This is a genomic window from Streptococcus sp. 10824 (assembly GCF_013276595.1).
GTDB classification, from domain to species: Bacteria; Bacillota; Bacilli; order Lactobacillales; family Streptococcaceae; genus Streptococcus; species Streptococcus pseudopneumoniae.
The window spans coordinates 16,632-35,142 of the sequence record NZ_VMLH01000024.1; the positions used below are offsets into that span (position 1 = coordinate 16,632).

15 protein-coding genes are annotated in these 18,511 nt (G+C 45.0%); all 15 read right to left on the reverse strand.

The genetic code is table 11. From position 1 onward, the window contains the following. Positions 1-29 precede the first annotated feature (29 nt). The 15 genes from purB to comA all read right to left on the reverse strand — a co-directional run bounded on the left by purB (position 30) and on the right by comA (position 18,476). Complete coding sequence (purB, locus tag HT701_RS02720; RefSeq protein ID WP_119919947.1) at positions 30-1,328, reverse strand: adenylosuccinate lyase; 1,299 nt, start codon at positions 1,326-1,328, stop codon at positions 30-32. A gap of 63 nt (positions 1,329-1,391) precedes the next feature. After that, a complete protein-coding gene (locus HT701_RS02725) occupies positions 1,392-1,619 on the reverse strand; it encodes a hypothetical protein (protein WP_023935448.1) in 228 nt (75 codons plus the stop codon). A 9-nt stretch (positions 1,620-1,628) separates the two neighbouring features. Next, on the reverse strand, positions 1,629-2,720 hold the full coding sequence (gene purK, locus HT701_RS02730; RefSeq protein ID WP_166731937.1) for a 5-(carboxyamino)imidazole ribonucleotide synthase: 1,092 nt from the start codon (positions 2,718-2,720) through the stop codon (positions 1,629-1,631). Then, positions 2,707-3,198 (reverse strand): 5-(carboxyamino)imidazole ribonucleotide mutase, encoded by a 492-nt coding sequence (gene purE, locus HT701_RS02735; protein WP_172931201.1) that lies wholly within the window; start codon positions 3,196-3,198, stop codon positions 2,707-2,709. The genes purK and purE overlap by 14 nt, the downstream gene beginning before the upstream one ends. Positions 3,199-3,391: 193 nt before the next feature. Beyond that, positions 3,392-4,654: a phosphoribosylamine--glycine ligase gene (purD, locus tag HT701_RS02740; RefSeq protein ID WP_172931202.1), complete on the reverse strand. Its 1,263-nt coding sequence runs from the start codon at positions 4,652-4,654 to the stop codon at positions 3,392-3,394. 121 nt (positions 4,655-4,775) lie between these two features. Beyond that, complete coding sequence (gene purH / locus HT701_RS02745; protein WP_119919944.1) at positions 4,776-6,323, reverse strand: bifunctional phosphoribosylaminoimidazolecarboxamide formyltransferase/IMP cyclohydrolase; 1,548 nt, start codon at positions 6,321-6,323, stop codon at positions 4,776-4,778. A 1-nt stretch (position 6,324) separates the two neighbouring features. Further along, the gene (locus HT701_RS02750; RefSeq protein ID WP_119919943.1) at positions 6,325-6,789 is read right to left on the reverse strand and encodes a GNAT family N-acetyltransferase; all 465 of its coding nucleotides are present in this window, start codon (positions 6,787-6,789) and stop codon (positions 6,325-6,327) included. Positions 6,790-6,833: 44 nt separating this feature from the next. Then, entirely contained in the window at positions 6,834-7,385 is a 552-nt protein-coding gene (gene purN, locus HT701_RS02755; protein ID WP_119919942.1) for a phosphoribosylglycinamide formyltransferase, read from the reverse strand. Continuing rightward, entirely contained in the window at positions 7,382-8,404 is a 1,023-nt protein-coding gene (gene purM, locus HT701_RS02760; RefSeq protein WP_119919941.1) for a phosphoribosylformylglycinamidine cyclo-ligase, read from the reverse strand. The genes purN and purM overlap by 4 nt, the downstream gene beginning before the upstream one ends. A 217-nt stretch (positions 8,405-8,621) precedes the next feature. Next, a complete protein-coding gene (purF, locus tag HT701_RS02765; protein WP_172931203.1) occupies positions 8,622-10,064 on the reverse strand; it encodes an amidophosphoribosyltransferase in 1,443 nt (480 codons plus the stop codon). Positions 10,065-10,157: 93 nt separating this feature from the next. Next, positions 10,158-13,883 (reverse strand): phosphoribosylformylglycinamidine synthase, encoded by a 3,726-nt coding sequence (locus HT701_RS02770; RefSeq protein WP_172931204.1) that lies wholly within the window; start codon positions 13,881-13,883, stop codon positions 10,158-10,160. A 55-nt stretch (positions 13,884-13,938) separates the two neighbouring features. Next, positions 13,939-14,082 (reverse strand): phosphoribosylaminoimidazolesuccinocarboxamide synthase, encoded by a 144-nt coding sequence (locus tag HT701_RS11825; protein ID WP_079211609.1) that lies wholly within the window; start codon positions 14,080-14,082, stop codon positions 13,939-13,941. Position 14,083: 1 nt separating this feature from the next. Then, on the reverse strand, positions 14,084-14,791 hold the full coding sequence (purC, locus tag HT701_RS02780; protein ID WP_000043297.1) for a phosphoribosylaminoimidazolesuccinocarboxamide synthase: 708 nt from the start codon (positions 14,789-14,791) through the stop codon (positions 14,084-14,086). Between the two features lie 169 nt (positions 14,792-14,960). Further along, positions 14,961-16,310, reverse strand: a complete 1,350-nt coding sequence (gene comB / locus HT701_RS02785) for a competence pheromone export protein ComB (protein WP_119919938.1) — start codon at positions 16,308-16,310, stop codon at positions 14,961-14,963. Positions 16,311-16,322: 12 nt separating this feature from the next. Continuing rightward, positions 16,323-18,476: a peptide cleavage/export ABC transporter ComA gene (gene comA / locus HT701_RS02790; RefSeq protein WP_172931205.1), complete on the reverse strand. Its 2,154-nt coding sequence runs from the start codon at positions 18,474-18,476 to the stop codon at positions 16,323-16,325. Positions 18,477-18,511: the final 35 nt, after the last annotated feature.

Below are 18,511 nucleotides of genomic sequence, written 5' to 3' on the forward strand. Positions count from 1 at the left end.
GAGATTGAAGCTCGCTGTTTATTTTTTAATTAATCACCTAGTCCTAGACGTTCAAAAATATCATCCACTCGTTTGGTGTAATAAACTGGGTTGAAAATTTCGTCGATTTCTTCTTGAGTGAGGCGTGATGTCACTTCTGGATCTGCTTCAAGAAGTGGTTTAAAGTCTACTTGGTTGTCCCAAGAGTAGGCTGTTTTTGGTTGCACCAAGTCATAGGCTTGCTCACGGGTCATGCCTTTTTCAATCAATGTCAACATAGCCCGTTGGCTAAAGATAAGACCAAAAGTCGAGTTCATGTTTCGGATCATATTTTCTGGGAAGACTGTCAAGTTCTTGACGATATTTCCAAAACGGTTGAGCATGTAGTCAATCAAAATGGTCGTATCTGGTGTGATGATACGCTCAGCTGATGAGTGAGAAATATCGCGTTCGTGCCAGAGAGCGACGTTTTCATAAGCCGTAATCATGTGACCACGAATGACACGCGCCAGACCAGTCATGTTTTCAGAACCGATTGGGTTGCGTTTGTGAGGCATTGCTGAAGACCCTTTTTGTCCCTTAGCAAAGAATTCTTCCACTTCGCGTTGTTCAGATTTTTGCAAACCACGAATCTCAGTCGCCATACGTTCGATTGAAGTCGCAATGCTGGCAAGAACCGCAAAGTACTCAGCGTGAAGGTCACGAGGAAGGACTTGTGTAGAGATTTCTTGGGCACGGATACCAAGCTTGTCGCAGACGTATTCCTCTACAAATGGTGGGATGTTGGCAAAGTTCCCAACCGCACCAGAAATCTTACCAGCTTCCACACCAGCAGCCGCATGCTCAAAACGCTCGATATTGCGTTTCATTTCGCTATACCAAGTTGCCAATTTAAGACCAAAAGTTGTCGGCTCAGCGTGCACACCATGAGTACGCCCCATCATGATGGTGAACTTGTGCTCCTTGGCCTTGTCAGCGATGATATTAGTGAAGTTTTCAAGGTCACGACGGATGATGTCGTTGGCCTGCTTGTAGAGGTAACCATAGGCCGTGTCCACCACGTCAGTAGAAGTCAAGCCATAGTGAACCCACTTGCGCTCTTCACCAAGAGTCTCAGAAACCGCACGCGTGAAAGCCACCACATCGTGGCGCGTCTCCTGCTCAATTTCCAAAATACGGTCGATGTCAAAGTCCGCCTTCTCACGAATCAAAGCCACATCTTCCTTAGGGATTTCCCCTAACTCAGCCCACGCCTCATCAGCCAAGATTTCCACCTCAAGCCAAGCACGGTATTTATTTTCTTCACTCCAAATATTCGCCATCTCAGGGCGAGAGTAACGGTTGATCATGTTGTTCATTTTTCCTTTCTTCTTAAGCTGTTGGGAATAAGCTATCTAGGTAAAGCAAGATTTCTACTCAAACTCCTCTTTTCCAATAAACACAGACGGGTAATGATCTAGTATATTCAAATCCGTATCCAGCGGTACATCATAGATAGCTAAATAATTTTCGGGGTATTGTGCAGCTAGTTCTTCATATTTAGCTTGTACCTTATCTTGGTCAGCACTGGCATACAAGACTTCGACAACTGCTCCAGTCTTATCCTTTTCAATAAATGTATTAACGATAATTTGTATCATGAACTTGTCCTAAAAATCAATCCCTTCCCCAAACTCTTCCACACTATCCGGTACATCACTAAACAAAGTCACATGTCCCATCTTACGATTATGCTTTGCTTCTATTTTACCATACATGTGGAGATGGGCGCTTGGATTTTCTGTGACATATTTTTTAGCGACCTCAACATGCTGGCCGAGAACGTTAAGCATGACGGCAGGCGCATGTAGTTTTATGGCTGGCAATGGTGCTCCGAGAACACCGAGAATATGGGTGTCAAACTGAGAGAAATCACAGGCTTCAATAGAGTAATGGCCTGAGTTGTGTGGTCGTGGAGCAATCTCATTGACAATGATGTCATCAGCTGTCGCAAACATTTCCACACAGAGAGTTCCAGACAAGTTGAGTTGTTCTGCGATTCGCACTGCCATAGCTTTAGCCTTGTCTGCTAGACTTTCAGAAATGCGGGCTGGTACGATGGTCTTAGACAGGATATTGTTGCGGTGGATATTTTCCTGAACTGGGAAAAACGTCACCTCCTTGCCATTTCCTGACACGATGACAGAAATCTCAAGGTCAAAGTTGATAAATTCTTCCAAGACGCAGTCTGCTGAGTCTGCTAGCGCATAGGCTGCTTCCAAGTCTGCTTCTGAACGAATAACCTTTTGTCCATGACCATCGTAGCCACCAGTCGCAGTCTTGAGGACATAGTTTTTCGACAAGTCGATATCTGCCAAGTCTAGGCTAGAAGTCACGACCTTGTAGGGTGCCACAGTGACTTGAGCCTTGTTTGACAAAAAGTCCTTTTCAAAAATACGATTTTGCGAAATGCGGAGCAGATCTGTTCCTTGAGGGAGTTGTCCATCCTTGATAACGGCATCCAAACCGTCAGCGTCGACATTTTCAAACTCGTAAGTGAGGACATCGCAACGGTCTGCCAACTGACGGAGGGCGTCCACATCGTTATAAGGTGCCACAATGATTTCCGCCACGCGAGAAGCCGGGCAATCCGCCGCAGGATCTAGCGCGATAACCTTGTGGCCCATGTAGATAGCAGAAATGGCCATCATCTGACCCAGTTGACCGCCACCGATAATTCCGATTGTTTTAGATGAGCTCATTTGACGACTCCTCTGCGATTTTTCCTTGTTCTTCTGCAAAATCTGCCAAAGCCGTCGCGATAGCTTGATCCTCTACTGAAAGAAGACGGAGGGCGAAGAGAGCCGCATTTGTCGCACCAGCTTCACCGATAGCCATTGTCGCAACAGGCACCCCACCCGGCATCTGAACGATAGAATAGAGTGAATCCACGCCACTAAGGGCACGAGATTTGACTGGCACGCCAATGACTGGAAGGGTTGTTTTGGCAGCTACCATTCCTGGCAAGTGGGCTGCGCCACCTGCACCTGCGATAATGACCTTGATGCCACGGCTACGAGCTTCTTCGGCATGTCTGAACATGAGGTCTGGTGTGCGGTGGGCAGAGACAACCTTCTTCTCGTAGGCTACACCGAAGCGGTCTAGGACTTCTGCTGTTTTTTGCATGGTTGCCCAGTCGGATTTTGAGCCCATGATGATGGAAATAATTGGTTTAGTCATAATTTTTCCTTTTTTCTTCTTTTTTGATAATGGTCTTAGGTGGTGGGGACGGAAGCAAACCTTCGGTTTCATTCCTAAACTTTGAGCCTAAGGTCTCAAAGTTTCCCCCTGACCAGAACATTCACTGTTCTGGTCTTTTCACCACGACGACCATTATCGTGTTTGGCGACTACGGCGCGTTATTCTTATATCTTTACTTAATTGCCTTGCTTCCGATATCTGTTCGGTAGAAGAGTCCTTCTATTTTTTGTTGGGCGAGTTGGCTGTAGATGGTGTTTTGGGCATCCTTTACAGTGTCTGCTGTGGTAACGAGCATATAGACACGTCCGCCATTTGATAGCAGTGCTCTGCTATTTTCTGCAAACTTAGCCCCTGCATAATAGGTGATAATGTCGCCATCGGTTTTGGCTGGCAACTTGACACCTTTTTCATAGTCTAGCGGGTAGCCGTTTGATGCGACAACCACACCCAGAGTCACACCCTTATCCGTCCAGGTGATGTTTGGCTCCTTGCTATCCAGAATATCTGTAATATTTTGTGCAAAGTCAGATGTCAAACGAGGCAAGATAATCTGTGTTTCAGGATCTCCAAAGCGAGCATTGAACTCGATGACTTTAGGACCTTCTGCTGTCAGGATAAGCCCTGCATAGAGGATGCCAAGATACGGACGGCCTTCTTTGATCATCCCTTCAAGGATTGGCTTGACAATAGTCTCAACCGCTGTATCAACTACACTCTGTGGTAAGTGTGGAACTGGCGCATAGGCCCCCATCCCACCAGTGTTAGGTCCCTTGTCGCCATCGTATGCACGTTTGTGGTCCTGAGCTGTTGGCATGATGTAGAACTTGTCTCTATTGACAAAGGCAAAAAGTGAAAATTCCTCTCCGTCGAGGAATTCCTCAATAACCACACGCGCACCTGAGTCACCAAATTTATTGTCCAAAAGCATCTCGTGAGCTGCTTCGACTGCTTGCTCAACCGTCTCCGCAACGACAACACCCTTCCCAAGCGCCAAGCCATCCGCCTTGACTACGATGGGCGCACCCTGCTTTTCTATATAGGCCTTGGCTTCCTCGAAATCTGAGAATGTGCCATAGGTTGCTGTCGGAACGCCGTATTTGACCATGATTTCCTTAGCAAAATCCTTAGACCACTCAAGTTCAGCCGTAGCCTTAGTCGGACCAAAAGCTTTGAGTCCTGCCGCATTGAAATCATCCACGATACCAGCCGCAAGGGCGTCATCTGGACCGATAAAGGTCCAAGCAATATCGTTGGCTTTTACAAACTCAATCAATTCAGAATGTTCGGAAATAGAGATATTTACTAATTCCAGACCATCCAGAGTCATCCCATCATTCCCAGGAGCCACAAATACTTTTTCAACGTCTTTTGACTCAAGCAACTTCTTAGCAATCGCATGTTCACGACCACCCGAACCGACAACTAACAGCTTCATCCCTCAACCTCTTTTGCGAATTATTTAATAATATTATACCACAAACGTTCGTTTTAATCTTATTTCAATCCGCATTTTTACGCAAAAAAGGAAAGAAACTGTTTTCTTCCCTTTAACGTTCTTAATGTCTAAAATGTCTCACACCTGTAAAGACCATTGTCAAGCCATATTTGTCAGCAGCTTCGATAGACTCTTGGTCACGGACGGATCCACCCGGCTGGATGATAGCCCTGATCCCTGCTTTGGCGATTTCTTCCACATTATCCGCAAATGGGAAGAAGGCATCCGAAGCAAGAACAGCGCCGTCAAGACGGTCTTTAGCTTGATCAATAGCGATGCGAACAGAAGCCACACGGTTAGTTTGACCCGGACCGACACCAAGTGTCATGTGGTCATTGGTTACGATGATACCGTTTGATTTGACGTACTTGATAGCTTTCCAAGCAAACTCAAGAGCAGTCGCTTCTGTCTCAGTTGGCTGGCGTTTGGTCACCACTTGCCAGTCAGCTGGGCTTTCTTTGACCACGTCTTGGTTTTGTACCAGAAGTCCACCGACAACACCTGTGTATTCTGCTTCCACTTCGCTAGCCTCTTGAGCATCAAATGGCAAGGCAAGGATACGCAAGTTTTTCTTTTTATTAGTCAAAATAGCTAGCGCTTCATCCGTATAACTTGGTGCGATGATGATTTCAAGGAAAACACCATGCATCTTCTCAGCTGTCGCAACATCCAACTCACGGTTGAGAACGACGATTCCACCGAAAATTGAGACTGGGTCAGACTCATAAGCATAGTCCCAAGCAGTCTCGATGTCGTCAGCTTGACCAATTCCACATGGATTCATATGTTTGAGAGCCACAACGGTTGGACGATCTTTGAAATCACGAATGATACGAATGGCAGCATCCGCATCACGGATATTGTTAAAGGATAATTCCTTACCGTTGAGCTGTTTGGCTGATGCAATTGAGTAGTCTGTTGGCAAAGCTTTTTGGTAGAAATCCGCGTCTTGTTGAGGGTTCTCACCGTAACGCATAGCTTGTTTGAGAACATAGGTCAAAGTCAACTTTTCAGGCTTACTTTCACCCACTTGAGTTGTAAAATACTCTGCAATCAAGGCATCATAAGCTGCTGTGTGACGGAAAACCTTGGCTGCCAAACGTTGACGCGTTTCGTAAGTCGTTTCACCATTGGCTGACAACTCGTCCAAAACCACTGCATAGTCAGAAGGGTCTACCACAACCGTTACGCTAGCGTGGTTTTTAGCCGCTGAACGAAGCATAGAAGGCCCGCCGATATCGATGTTTTCAACTGCATCAGCGTACGTCACGTCTGGTTTGAGAATGGTTTCCTTGAATGGATAGAGATTGACCACCACAAGGTCAATGAGCTCAATCTTGTTGTCCTTAGCCGCTTCCAAGTGGCTATCCAAGTCACGACGAGCGAGAAGCCCTCCGTGGATATTTGGGTGGAGGGTCTTCACACGACCATCCATCATTTCTGGAAAACCAGTCACATCATCGATGGCAATGGTCTTCACCCCAGCATTATCAAGGGCAACCTTGGTACCACCTGTTGAGATGATATCCCAACCAAGTTTTTTTAGTTCTTGGGCAAATTCAACAATGCCCGCTTTGTCTGAGACGCTGATTAAAGCTTTTTTCGTCATTCTATTCCTCTTTCTTTAGGTCCAAGCGCATAACAACTTCATTATTTTCTTCTATAAATCCTGTTTCCTGAAAACCCAAACTAGTCAACAGGTGCTTCATTTTTTCATTTCCAACCACATAATCTGCGATAATATGATTGCAAGCGCTATCCATCTGAGCCTTTTTGATCAGAACTTCCACGGCTTTTCGTCCATAACCTCTTCCTTGGTACTGCTGGCCAATCATTATCCTCCAGATAAAGTATTCCGCTTCATCCTTATCTATCTCCAACAGGAGAAAACCAACTACAAGCTTATTCCAATAGATTGCCATTGGAAACACATCCCCATTCTCTCGGTAGAGCCATGCGTCCGCTAAAGAGCGTACATTTGGAGACACGAAACGTGCTTGTTCATCAGCTTCAGATATTTTCAAATCCAGCACTGCCTGAAAACTGCTCTCATCTACTAATTTCAGTTCAATCATTTTTTCTCCTAGCACTATTGCACAATCAAAACTTGATTTACTTCTTATCTTCTCCCCACCCCTAAACTCTCCAACACTTGAGGATAGAGCTTGTACTCTGCCTCATGGATGCGAGCTTCAAAGCTTTCTATGGTATCATCAGCCAGCCGTGGCACACGCACTTGTTTGATAATCTTCCCTGTATCTACACCTGAGTCCACCCAGTGAATGGTCACGCCACTCTCAGCAACACCAGCATTCCAAGCGTCCTCAATCCCATGAGCTCCTGGAAATTCTGGCAGGTAGGCTGGATGAATGTTGATGATTCGGCCTTCATAGGCTGCCAATAAGGTTGGCCCAACAATTTTCATGTAGCCTGCTAGACAAACCAAGTCAATCTGGTGCTCTTCCAAGAGTTCGACAAGGGCCGCTTCGTAGTCTGCCTTGTTCTCAAACTCCTTGAGTTCAAAAGCGTAGGACAGGACACCAAGCTTGTCTGCACGTTCGAGCACATAGGCGTCACGATGGTCTGAAAAGACAAACTCTACTGGAAATTGTTCCGCTATCACCTGAAAATTTGAGCCATTACCAGAGGCAAAAACTGCTATTTTTTTCATTTGATGATGACACTTTCGTTTTCTTTCTTGACGATACGACCAATTTCATAGACTGGTTCATCCAACAATTCCTTGACACGACTTACATTTTCAGGGCTAACTGCTAGCATAAGTCCCACACCCATATTGAAGATTTCAAACATTTCTTCGTGTTTGATCTGACCGTATTTTTCAAGGGCTTTGAAAATCGGTAAAACTGGAACCTTGTCTTCCTCAATCTCAGCAGCCAAGTCAGCTGCAAACATACGAGGGACATTCTCGATAAAGCCACCGCCTGTGATGTGGGCAATGCCGTTGATCAACTCTTCCTTGATGAGTGGCAAAACAGCCTTGACATAGATACGAGTCGGCTCAAGAAGAACTTCCTTGAGTTGCTTGCCTTCCAATTCTGGCAAGATTTCCTCACCTGTGTAATCCGCAAAGACACGACGGACGAGAGAGTAACCATTGGAATGAATCCCACTTGAAGCAAGTCCGAGAAGAACATCTCCCTCTGCCACTTTTGAACCGTCAATGATTTGAGATTTTTCGGCCACACCGACCGCAAAACCAGCCAAATCATAGTCATCTTCGCCGTACATGCCAGGCATTTCAGCCGTTTCCCCACCAATGAGGGCAGCGCCTGCCTGCACACAACCTTCTGCCACACCAGCGACAACTTGTTCTAGCTTAGCTGGTTCATTCTTCCCTGTCGCTACGTAGTCAAGGAAATAGAGGGGCTCCGCACCTGCAGCAATGATATCATTGACACACATGGCCACACAGTCCTGACCGATGGTATCGTGCTTGTCGTACTTGATAGCCAGCATGAGCTTGGTTCCGACACCATCAGTCCCTGAAATCAAGACAGGTTCTTTAACCCCAGTCTTTGAAAGGTCAAACATACCACCAAAGCCACCCAGAGCTCCCATGACACCTGCACGCTCCGTACGAGCCACGTGCTTTTTAATCCGTTCAACAACTTCATAACCCGCTTCAACATCCACACCAGATTGAGCGTACGCATTTTTATTTGCCATTTTATTTTTCCTTTTCTTTTTTTGGGAAAGACTGCGACGTATTTTTAGATAAACAATTATTTTATCTAAAAATACTAGTCAGGGCTCTAGCTTTGATCCTATAAGACAAAGCGTCTACTGACAAATGCTTTAGCTTTTAGTCAATAGTGAGACGTGAAGTATAAGCATTCTTATTTGTCATTTTTATATTCCTTTTCTTTAATGGAGAATCTGTGATCTATTTGTAAAAACTGGTCTTTTCTTCCAAACTTCTACGATAGTCTTCTTCGTAGTCATAGAGAGGCGTTGGGTAATCACCATCAAAATAAGCGACACAGAGACCACCATTTGGCGCATCCGTTTCAATACCAATTGAATCAATCAACCCCTCAACGGAAAGGTAGGTCAGACTGTCCGCACCAATGATTTGGCGCGTTTCTTCGACCGTATGATTGGCCGCAATCAGCTCCTGACGGGTCTGGATATCAATCCCATAGAAGCATGGATAAGCTAGCGCTGGACTTCCAATAGCAACGTGAACTTCAGTCGCTCCCGCTTCTTTCAATAGCTGAACGATACGACGAGAGGTCGTCCCACGTACAATAGAGTCATCAATCATAACCACACGCTTGCCTTTTACAACGCCTGAAACAGCAGAGAGTTTCATCCGCACTCCTTGCTCCCGCAATTCTTGAGTCGGTTGGATAAAGGTACGTTGGGTGTATTGGTTCTTGATGAGGCCCATTTCATTTGGTAGCCCAGACTCTTCCGCAAATCCCATAGCTGCGCTGAGTGAAGAATTGGGTACACCGACTACAATATCCGCCTCATGCTTGAATTCACGCGCCAATTGGGCACCCATACGTTTCCGTGCCGTATGAACATTGACACCATGAATGTTAGAATCAGGGCGGGCAAAATAGATATACTCCATAGAACAAATCGCGAGCTGAGTATCATCCGTATAGCTATCATACTGGATGCCCTTGTCATCAATGATCACAATCTCACCTGGCTTCAAATCACGAATCCACTCTGCACCAATAACCTCAAAAGCACAGGTTTCAGAGGAAACAACCACCGCTCCGTTGGCCATTTTCCCGATAGAAAGGGGACGGAAGCCATTGGGGTCAAGGGCAACAATCAACTTATCCTCAAACAGCAAGATATAGGCAAAACCACCTTTGACAAGGCTGAGCGCTTCTTTGATTTTGCCCATCAAGTTCGGATTGTGACTCCGACGAATGAGGTGAGCCAAGATTTCAGAGTCCGAAGTCGCGCTGAAAATTGCTCCTCTTTGTTCCAATTCTTTCTTGAGAGAGGCTGCATTGGTCAGATTTCCATTATGATCCAAACCAAACTGCATATCGTGAAAACGGAAGAGGAAGGGCTGGATGTTATCTACAGAAGCTTCGCCAGCAGTCGCGTAACGCACATGCCCAATCGCACCAGTTCCCGTCAATTTATCCAAATTAGCAGGATTTCTGAAGACTTCTGATAAAAGTCCCATGTCACGATGGCGCTTCAATTGTCCCTGATCGTTGGAGAGGATTCCTGCCCCCTCCTGACCACGGTGCTGAAGACTATGGAGACCAAAATAGGTCAATTTAGCAGCATCTGGATGTCCCCAGATACCGAAAACACCACATTCTTCATTAAGAGATTTTACTTCGTATGTCATTTTATATACCTAATTTTTATTTGTGTAGCACCAAGAGCTAAATCTACATGACTTTTACATTACTGATACTATCTATTAGAAAATCTGCAAGTCTTATTTTCCAGTAAAGTATTTAACCGCTGACGCAAACAGGTGCTGGTCTTTATTTCCTGGGATATTTTGGAAAAGACCATCCTCATAACGTTCTGAGTGTCCCATTTTACCAATGATTTGACCGTTCTTGCTGGTAATTCCTTCAATGGCATGGACGGAACCATTCGGATTGTACTTAGAATCCATACTTGGTTTGCAGTCAAAATCAACGTATTGGCTGAAAATTTGGCCATTGTCACGGAGCTCTGCAAATTCCTCGGCCGTCACGACAAATTTCCCCTCACCGTGCGAAACAGGAATAGCGTGGATATCGCCTACTTGCACACCAGCCAACCATGGCGAGTTGCTATTGGCAATCCGAGTTTCCACCATCTTGGCCACGTGTTGGTTGGCATCATTGTAGAAAAGGGTTGGGCTGGTACTGCTAGCATCTTCAAAATTCCCGTATGGAAGAAGGCCTGATTTGACCAAGGCCTGGAATCCATTACAGATACCGATAATCAAGCCACCACGGGCGATAAAGCTATCAATAGCCACACGCACTTTTTCATTAAGCAGGATATTGACGATAAACTTAGCTGAACCATCTGGTTCATCCGCAGCCGAGAATCCACCGGCAAAGAAGAGAATATTAGTCTTGTCGATATTGTCAACCATAGTTTCAACTGACTTGACAATAGCTTCTTCATTCAAGGTCACGAATGGCACCAAATTGACCTCTGCACCTTCTTTTTCGAAGGCCTTAGCTGAATCATATTCTGAGTTGGTTCCTGGAAAGACTGGGATGTAAACCACAGGTTTTTCAACCTTTTCTTTGGCTTTAATCACAACATCTGATGCCACAGCTGGTACTTCTTCTAGTTCTTTCGCTTGGGTAAATTCTGTTGGGTAAACTTCTTCCAATGTCCCTTGAAATGCACTGTCAAGCTTGTGTCCATCTAGCTTCACACCGTTGACAGTCAGTGTAAAGTCTGCTTTCGTTTGTCCAATCTTCTCTACTCCAGCAATTTCTTCAGGAGATGTGAAGACAAAGCCGCCTAATTGAGCTGTCAAAGCTGTTTTAAGTTCAGGCAAGGTCACCTCTGCACCAATATAGTTTCCAAAGGTAGCAAGAGCCAAACTTTCAACTACACCACCGTATTTGACAGCTGATGCAGATGTCACTTTATGGTCAGCTTGGCTTGCTTCAAACTGAGCAAAATTTTTCTTAATCAAGTCAAAATCAATCTCTGCAGAGAGGGCTTGACCTGGGATGTAGTAGATATTTTCCCCAACAGCTTTAAATTCTGGAGAGAGCACCTTACGGCTATCTGCCGTCGTCACCCCAAAGGCAACCAAGGTTGGCGGAACGGTCAATTCTTCAAAGGTACCAGACATGGAGTCCTTACCACCGATAGATGGCAAGCCAAGTTGAATCTGAGCTTCAATAGAGCCTAGAAGGGCGGCTACTGGCTGACCAAAACGCTCTGCTTGCTTGTCCATCCGCTCGAAATATTCTTGGTAAGAGAAACGAGCCTTAGACCAGTTGGCACCAGCAGCCACCAAACGAGCAGTTGCTTCGATAACCGCGTAAGCAGCACCGTGGTATGGAGACCATTCAGCTACATATGGGTTGAAACCTTGAGCAATGACCGACGCAGTATGAGTCACACCGTGTTGAACTGGCAATTTCTGCACAGATGCCTCAGTTGGTGTGAGTTGGTAACGACCACCAAGTGGGTGATTAACCGTTGAGCGTCCAACAGAGCAGTCAAAGACAGTCTGTAATCCTTTTTGACTTGCATGGTTGAGGTCAGATAGAACCGTAAGGGTATCTGATTCCAGTGTTTCAGCAGATGTTTGACGCTCTTCTGGGAGTTTGACATCCTTGTCCACAACTTTGGCATCGACAACCACGCGCACACCATTGGTGTCAAGGAAACGACGCTCCAAGTCAACGATTGTCTCACCATTCCAGTGCATGACAAGATTTGGTTTTTCAGTTACTGTCGCCACCACAACAGCATCAATATTTTCTTTGTTACATTCGGCAACGAAGGCATCCACATCTTCAGGACGAACCACGACCGCCATCCGTTCTTGTGATTCAGAGATGGCAATTTCTGTACCATTCAAGCCCTGGTATTTAAGAGGCACCTTGTTGAGGTCGATTTCAAGACCGTCTGCCAATTCACCGATAGCCACACAGACGCCGCCTGCCCCAAAGTCATTGGACTTCTTGATCAGACGAGTGACATTGCCATTACGGAAGAGGCGCTGAATCTTGCGTTCTTCGATGGCATTTCCTTTTTGAACCTCAGCACCAGCAGTCTCCACAGACTCAACCGTTTGAACCTTAGAAGAACCTGTCGCACCACCGACACCATCACGTCCAGTCTTACCTCCAAGGAGAATAATCACATCTCCCGCTTCCGGTTTTTCACGGACGACATTTTCCTTAGGAGCCGCACCGACAACGGCACCTAGCTCCATACGCTTAGCAACGAAACCTGGGTGGAAGTACTCACGAACGTAGGTTGTTGCAAGCCCAATCTGGTTACCATATGAAGAATAACCGTGAGCAGCTGTTTTAGAAATAACTTGTTGTGGCAATTTACCAGCACGCGTTTCAGAGATTGGTGCTGTAATATCACCTGCACCCGAGATACGCATAGCTTGGTAGACATATGAGCGACCTGACAACGGATCACGAATGGCTCCACCAATACAGGTAGCAGCCCCACCAAATGGCTCAATCTCTGTTGGATGGTTGTGGGTTTCGTTCTTGAACATGAGGAGCCATGGCTCTTTCACACCATCAACGTCCACTTCAATTTCAACTGAGCAGGCATTGATTTCGTCAGAAACTTCCATATCATCCAATCGTCCATTAGCACGCTCATAACGACCGAAAATAGTCGCCATATCCATCAAGGTTTGTGGTTTTTCAGAACGGCCCAACTCATCACGCATGGCAATATACTTGTCATAGGTTGACTGCAATTGCTTTTGGAATTTAGAAGCTGAAAAGTCGATGTGTTTCAACTCTGTCTCAAAAGTCGTGTGACGGCAGTGGTCAGACCAGTAAGTGTCCAACACCTTGAGTTCCGTCTCAGTCGGCACGCGCCCGATTGACTTAAAGTAGTCTTGGATAAAGAGCAAATCATCCACTTCCATGGCCATCCCTTGCTCGGCCTTGTAGCGAGCAAAGTCTTCTGCCCTATAGCTTTCAAAGAAAGTCAATTTAGGAATGGTCTTGTCTGACTCAGAAAATTCCTGCTTGGCAATCCCTGTCGTGATGTCCTTGAAACGAGAATCAACTGGGTTGAGCAAGTAGTTCTTGACCGCTTCCAACTCAGTCGCATCAATATCCTTATTGACCAAATACAATTGTGCTGTATTGACCGTTACATCACTCGAACTTCCCAGCAAAAGCAAGGCTTCTTGCGAAGAAGCTGCACGCTGGTCAAACTGCCCTGGCAGGCTTTCAATGGCAAAGAAAGCATAGTTAGCAAGATCCGCCTGCACAGATACTTCATCTAAAACATGGTCGGTCACCTGCTCAGAGAAGATGTGCTTCTCTGCAGGTGCAAACAAGTCCTCCGCCAAATCAAAGACATCATAGACTTGCACAATACGAATACTTTTCAAGCTTGAAAGTCCCAAGTTATGCTGGAGTTCTCTCACCAAACTCTCTGACTTGACCTGAAAATCAGCCTTTTTTTCAACAAAAATACGTTTATCCATCAATCCTTATTCCTTTATTTCAGCTCTTGCAATGTTCCCAACGACCTTGAGGTTGTTATTTCAATTCCTGCAACTTTTCCCAAACAATCTCATAAACGTCTGTTAGCTCTCCTAATCCCCTACGGAGTGAAAAGGTCTGGGGGACCTTTTCAGCCTGAGTCCTTTTAGTTGAGAGACGAAGGTTTTCCGTTGCAAACAGATTATTTCAAACCTTGCAACTTCTCCCAAACAACTTCATAAACGTCGGTTAGTTCTCCCAATCCTCTACGGAAAACATCCTTATCCATGTGGTTGCCATCCGCATCCCACAAGCGGCAGTTATCTGGTGAAAATTCATCTGATAAGATAATCTTGCCATCCTTGTCAAAACCGAACTCTAGCTTAAAGTCAATCAACTTAAGTCCAATCTCAGCAAACCAGACCTTCAAAAGTTCATTGATACGACGAGTTTCTTCCTTCAAGTAGGCGATTTGCTGGTCATCCGCAATCTGTAGGAATTTCACATGTTCGTCATTGATAAACGGGTCATCCAAATCATCATTTTTATAGTAAAATTCGACAATCGGAGTCTCAAATGCGATTCCTTCGTCTACACCAAAACGTTTTGAAAAGGAACCAGCCGTGTAGTTTCGGAGCACGACTTCCAAAGGAATAATCTTAACCTTTTTATTGAGTTGCTCCGTGTCTGAAAGCTTCTCCACAAAGTGAGTCGCTACACCAGCTGCATTTAACTTCTCAAAAATAAAAGATGAAATCTGATTATTCAAGACTCCCTTACCTGCAATCTGCTCCTTCTTGACACCATTGAAAGCAGTCGCCTGGTCCTTGTAAGTTGAAATAATAAGATTTTCATCCTCTGTTGTATAGATATCTTTAGCTTTTCCCGAATAGATCAATTGTTTTGACATTTTAAAGTTCGCCTTTCGTATTACTTGAGCACATTCTACCATAAAAAACCAAAAAATACAAGAATTTAACCGAATAAATAGCGTAGTGACGTCAAAAATCATAAAGAAAAAACTGCAAGAAGAATCTTTCTCACAGTTTTAAAATCATTTAACTCTAAAAACACGAACATTACTCTTTGTTCAAAAATTGATCCAAATAATAACGCAGATAACTTTTCTTGCCCGTAATCATCTGCAGGCGACCTTCCACCCCATATCGAAGTTTTTCAGCCTGCTCCGAAGTTAGATTAGTCTCCGCCTCGATTTTAAAGAAATTCCCTTTCTCAGTCTTAGTAGCTGTCGCATCAATACTTGTAATAGTAGAATCTAGGAAAAATTGATTCTTGGCATCATGAGTCGTAGTATAGCGAACAGAATCACCGACCTTGATCCTTGCTACATCTTTTGAACTTAGATAAGCTGTTAGCTTGGCTTTTCCTTCTCTTTCCAAAGATGGATAGAGTTGGGCTAGTAGGGCACCTTCTGCTACCATGGTAGAATCACTGGTCTCAGGATTAAGATGAAGCACCCCATCCTCACTTGCCGTAATTTTCCCCTTGTCTAAAAGATTTCCCTGTACCTTCCTACCTGACTCCACCTCCAAGATTTTCTGGTCTAAAATAGTCAATTCCTGACCAACCTTTGCCAAGTGTTGGGATTTGAGAGACTCCAATTGACTGCTTAAGCCTGACGCGTAGGCTTGCTGGGTACCTGAACCTGCATACTGGACACGGTAAGTAGCAAGACTAGATTCTAACTGAGAAAGCTGCGCTTCAACCTGCGCAATAGCCTGGGCCTTAGATTGCGAATTTTCCTCGCCCTGAGACTTATAGGACTGATAGAGAGAGTAAGCTAGATTCTGACTGTCCAAGGAAGCACCTGTTTCAATAGCTGACTTAGCTGCCTGGTAATCACGAATTTTAGCCTCTGTTTGGCTGATGAGGTTGCCGATTTCGGCTTGGGTTTGGCTAGCTGCTGCATTCTGGGACGCGATGGTCTCATTTTGTTGCGATGTACTAGCCCTAAGACTACCTGCTTGGCTGATGTAGTCGCGAAAGGTGGCTTGGTAGCCAAACTTATCCTCCTCTGGAAAGTGGTTCTCCCCTTCTTGCAGGCTCTTTTGCAAATACTCCAATTGCTTTTTTTGGTCCTTGAGCATGTCCAACTGACTAGCATAGGCCTCCGCTTGGACACCCTCTGCCCCTTCTTGATATTGAACCAACAGTTCTCCCTTTTTAACCAGCTTATTTTCTTCCAAATGATTGACAAGCATACGATTGTTGCTAGTTGACTGGATATTTGCAAGGATACGACTAGGTTCGACAGTAGCTCTAGTAGACAAACTCATCTCCTTCTCTGCAAATGTTGCAAATCCAAGCAAAAACACGAGCAGAAGGGACATGGGGACAATTACCCGACTGGAAAAATTATGGTAACGACGATTATAAAACTCCGCACTTTCTAAAAATTCTGGTTTCATCCTCTCCTCTTTCTAGCTATTCACCAAATGGGCGTAAAATCCACCCTGTGCAAGCAAATCAGCATGCTTTCCTTCTTCGACAATCTTGCCTTGATCCAAGACAACAACCTTCTCTGTCCGCTCAGCAATGGTCAAGCGGTGAGCAATGAAAATCAAGGTCTTGTCTAAAGCCATAAGATTATCGACAATTCGCTTCTCTGTCAGAATATCCAAACTGCTAGTCGCCTCATCCAAAATCAAGACCGGCGCATCTGTCAAGAGAGCACGCGCCAGAGCAATTCTCTGACGTTGACCACCTGAGATCCCTGCCCCATCCGAAGTCAATTCTGTCTGGTAATTCAGGGGCATACGCTCGATATCCTCCCGAATCTCTGCCAATTCCACCGCCCGTAAGATATCCTCTTGAGTCGTCCCCTCCTTGGCTCCAAGGAGAAGATTGTCCAAAATCGTTCCGTTAAAGACATAGGGCTGTTGAGGCAGATAGTTGATATACTGACGCAGAGCCTTTTTATCAATCTGATTGAGATTGACACCACCCAGACTAATCTCCCCTTGACTTGGGTCGTAAAAATTAACCATCATCTTGGCCAAAGTCGTCTTACCTGACCCTGAAATCCCCACAAAAGCCACCTTAGAGCCTTGGGGAATCGTCAAATTGATAGCCGACAAGACGTCTCGACCATAGCCATACTTATAGTAAACCTGCTTGAAGGTCATCTCTCCCTTCATCAAGCTCAAATCCTCAACTGTTTTCTTCTCCTCAAACTCCGAAGCTACCAGATAAACCTCATTCAGACGGTTATTGGCAACCTGCGCTGTCTGAAGCTTAGTTTGCAGATTGATGATATTTTCCAAAGGATTGGTAAAGTAAACCAGCAAGGTATTATAGGTAATCAACTGCCCCAAACTCATCTTACCATCCATGACCAGAACAGCCCCCATCCAGAGAATGCCGACATTGAGCAAGAGATGGGCAACTTTTTTCAGAGCCTTTTGCTGACTCTCTGCCCGACTATAGGTAAAGGATTTCTTCAGATAATCCACAAATTCCTTGTCAATCTTTTGGTAACGCTGACTTTCACTGGTCAAAGACTTGATAGTCTCAATACCGTTGATGTCCTCAATGATAGAAGAAGACAGAACCGCATTGGCTTCCATGGTATCCCGATTCATCTTTTCAAACGGCTTCATAAAAGCAAAGATAATCACTGTGTAGATAGGCAGCGCCAATAAGGTCATGAAAAAGAGATTGGTATTTTGTGAAAATAAAACAAGGGAAATAATGACAACCGTTGACACATCTAGGAAAATCGAAAGGATGGTCGAAGCCAGCGCATCAATAATACTATTGGCATCTGTAAAACGAGACACGATTTCCCCTGTTCTGCGTGTCGCAAAGAAGGACATGGGCAAGTGAAAAACATGCTGGATATAGGACAAAATCACATCAATCGACAAGCGTTGCCCCAAAACAAGTAAGAGATACTCCTGAGCGTAAGACAAAATCTGCTGGAGAATATAGACAATAACCAGCCCAATAGAAATAATCCCCAGCGTCGAACGCATCTGATCTGGCACATAGGTATCAATGATAGACTGCAAATAATAAGAACCCACAATGTTAATCACGGTTACCAAGAGTGTTGCCAAAACGATATTGGCAATCAAGCCACGCTGCTTCACTAATATAGGGATAAAAGAGAGCAGACCATTCTTTTGATCCTTATGAGGCTTGTAGTCTGGACTAGGTGCCATAAAAAGAGTCACTCCTGTCCATTCTTCCGCAAAACGCTCACGTGGCAGTTTGGTCAATTTCACCCCAGGATCTGGATCGGCAATATGAATGCTATCCTTATCCTGCCCAGTCACCACATAGTAGTGGAGCAATTTTCCTTCCTTAAGAACATGGGCAACAAAAGGAAAAGTCAAATCTGGCAAGTCAAAGAGCGTCATATCCGCCTTAATTGCTCGCGTCTCAAAACCAATTTCCTCTGCCACCTTGACCAAGCCCAAAGCCGTCGTCCCATCCATAGTCGTCTTAGCCAATTCTCGCAAGTGAGCCAAAGAATAATAACTACCATAGTAGCCAAAAACCATAGCTAATGAAGCTACACCGCAGTCCATCTGATCCACCTGCGGACGATAGTGACGTTTCCCAAATTTCATCTTCATCTCCTTTTTCCTAATACTCAATGAAAATC

What these genes read in the sequence shown, in the direction of transcription:
- purB (WP_119919947.1), bottom strand. Translation starts at nt 1,328, where the DNA reads ATGATCAACCGTTACTCTCGCCCTGAGATGGCGAATATTTGGAGTGAA.
- HT701_RS02725 (WP_023935448.1), bottom strand. Translation starts at nt 1,619, where the DNA reads ATGATACAAATTATCGTTAATACATTTATTGAAAAGGATAAGACTGGA.
- purK (WP_166731937.1), bottom strand. Translation starts at nt 2,720, where the DNA reads ATGAGCTCATCTAAAACAATCGGAATTATCGGTGGCGGTCAACTGGGT.
- purE (WP_172931201.1), bottom strand. Translation starts at nt 3,198, where the DNA reads ATGACTAAACCAATTATTTCCATCATCATGGGCTCAAAATCCGACTGG.
- purD (WP_172931202.1), bottom strand. Translation starts at nt 4,654, where the DNA reads ATGAAGCTGTTAGTTGTCGGTTCGGGTGGTCGTGAACATGCGATTGCT.
- purH (WP_119919944.1), bottom strand. Translation starts at nt 6,323, where the DNA reads ATGACGAAAAAAGCTTTAATCAGCGTCTCAGACAAAGCGGGCATTGTT.
- HT701_RS02750 (WP_119919943.1), bottom strand. Translation starts at nt 6,789, where the DNA reads ATGATTGAACTGAAATTAGTAGATGAGAGCAGTTTTCAGGCAGTGCTG.
- purN (WP_119919942.1), bottom strand. Translation starts at nt 7,385, where the DNA reads ATGAAAAAAATAGCAGTTTTTGCCTCTGGTAATGGCTCAAATTTTCAG.
- purM (WP_119919941.1), bottom strand. Translation starts at nt 8,404, where the DNA reads ATGGCAAATAAAAATGCGTACGCTCAATCTGGTGTGGATGTTGAAGCG.
- purF (WP_172931203.1), bottom strand. Translation starts at nt 10,064, where the DNA reads ATGACATACGAAGTAAAATCTCTTAATGAAGAATGTGGTGTTTTCGGT.
- HT701_RS02770 (WP_172931204.1), bottom strand. Translation starts at nt 13,883, where the DNA reads ATGGATAAACGTATTTTTGTTGAAAAAAAGGCTGATTTTCAGGTCAAG.
- purC (WP_000043297.1), bottom strand. Translation starts at nt 14,791, where the DNA reads ATGTCAAAACAATTGATCTATTCGGGAAAAGCTAAAGATATCTATACA.
- comB (WP_119919938.1), bottom strand. Translation starts at nt 16,310, where the DNA reads ATGAAACCAGAATTTTTAGAAAGTGCGGAGTTTTATAATCGTCGTTAC.
- comA (WP_172931205.1), bottom strand. Translation starts at nt 18,476, where the DNA reads ATGAAATTTGGGAAACGTCACTATCGTCCGCAGGTGGATCAGATGGAC.